This window comes from Ruegeria sp. CH11 (assembly GCF_056537105.1).
In genome coordinates this window covers 1-1,114 of the sequence record NZ_JBQFQX010000052.1, presented here as the reverse complement: position 1 = coordinate 1,114, position 1,114 = coordinate 1, and the positions used below count along the sequence as shown (strand labels likewise).

Below are 1,114 nucleotides of genomic sequence, written 5' to 3'. Positions count from 1 at the left end.
AGATTCAGTCTTCCCCAGTTTTCTGATCCGTGATTCCATATCTTTGAGCAGATATGGAGGTAGCAGATGGGTAAACCACATCCCCTCGCGTTGCGGGAGCGGGTTGTCGCCTTTGTGGAGGAAGGCAACACGCACCGGTCATCAGCCGCGCATTTTCGTGTTTCGATCAAGTTTGTGAACGATATGGTCAAGCTGAAGCGGACAACCGGGAGGCTGGACCCAAAGCCGCAAGGCCGCCGTGGCCATGGCAAATTGTCCGGTGTGTCAGGTTGGGTGCGTGAGCAGATGCAGGCGCGGCCAGCCACGACACTGGACGAACTGCGGTTTGCTCTGGAGCGCGAACATGGGATCGCAGTGCACCGTTCTTCGGTGGGCGGTTTGCTACACCGGCTCGGTCTGTCACACAAAAAAAGACCTGCGGGCCAGTGAGCAGAAGCGCCCCGATGTCGCGCGGGACCGGGCGATCTGGATCAATCGCCGCCAGCCCTTCATGCGTAACTATCTGGAACGCCTCCTGTTTATCGACGAAACCAGTCTGAAGACCAACATGACAAAGACATGTGGTTGGGCCCCGGTCGGTGACCGGCTGATCGACCATGCGCCCGCTGGGCGCTGGACCACCCAGACATTCATCGCTGGTTTGCGACATGATCGCATAGATGCCACTGGCGTGATCAATGGTGCGATGGATCGCGCGATGTTTGAGCTTTATGTCGAAGGCATCCTCGCACCTGCATTGCGGCCAGGAGACGTCGTGATCCTCGACAACCTACCTGCCCACAAGAGCAAAGCCGCGCGTGATATCCTGAAAGAGAACGGTGCCTGGTTCCTCTTTCTTCCCAAGTACAGCCCGGATCTGAACCCCATTGAAATGGCATTCTCCAAGTTGAAGGCCCTGATCCGAAAGGCTGCCGCAAGAACGTATGAAGAGTTGTGGAAAGCAGCCGGCGCAGTCTGCGACATGTTCACCCCAGACGAGTGCTACAACTTCTTCCAGGCCGCAGGATATGAAACCAATTGAGCCAGACGCGCTCTAATTTCACTGGCACCGCGTTTTTCGTGCCATCACTGGTGAAACCTGCGCGCAAGCCGTGCGAAGAGTGCGTTTGCATCG

2 protein-coding genes are annotated in these 1,114 nt (G+C 56.9%); both read left to right on the top strand.

The features are described from left to right. Nucleotides 1–66 precede the first annotated feature (66 nt). On the top strand, nt 67–429 hold the full coding sequence (locus ACR0LX_RS22950) for a helix-turn-helix domain-containing protein (protein ID WP_480767165.1): 363 nt from the start codon (nt 67–69) through the stop codon (nt 427–429). After that, complete coding sequence (locus ACR0LX_RS22945) at nt 344–1,021, top strand: IS630 family transposase (RefSeq protein WP_480785633.1); 678 nt, start codon at nt 344–346, stop codon at nt 1,019–1,021. The genes ACR0LX_RS22950 and ACR0LX_RS22945 overlap by 86 nt, the downstream gene beginning before the upstream one ends. Nucleotides 1,022–1,114: the final 93 nt, after the last annotated feature.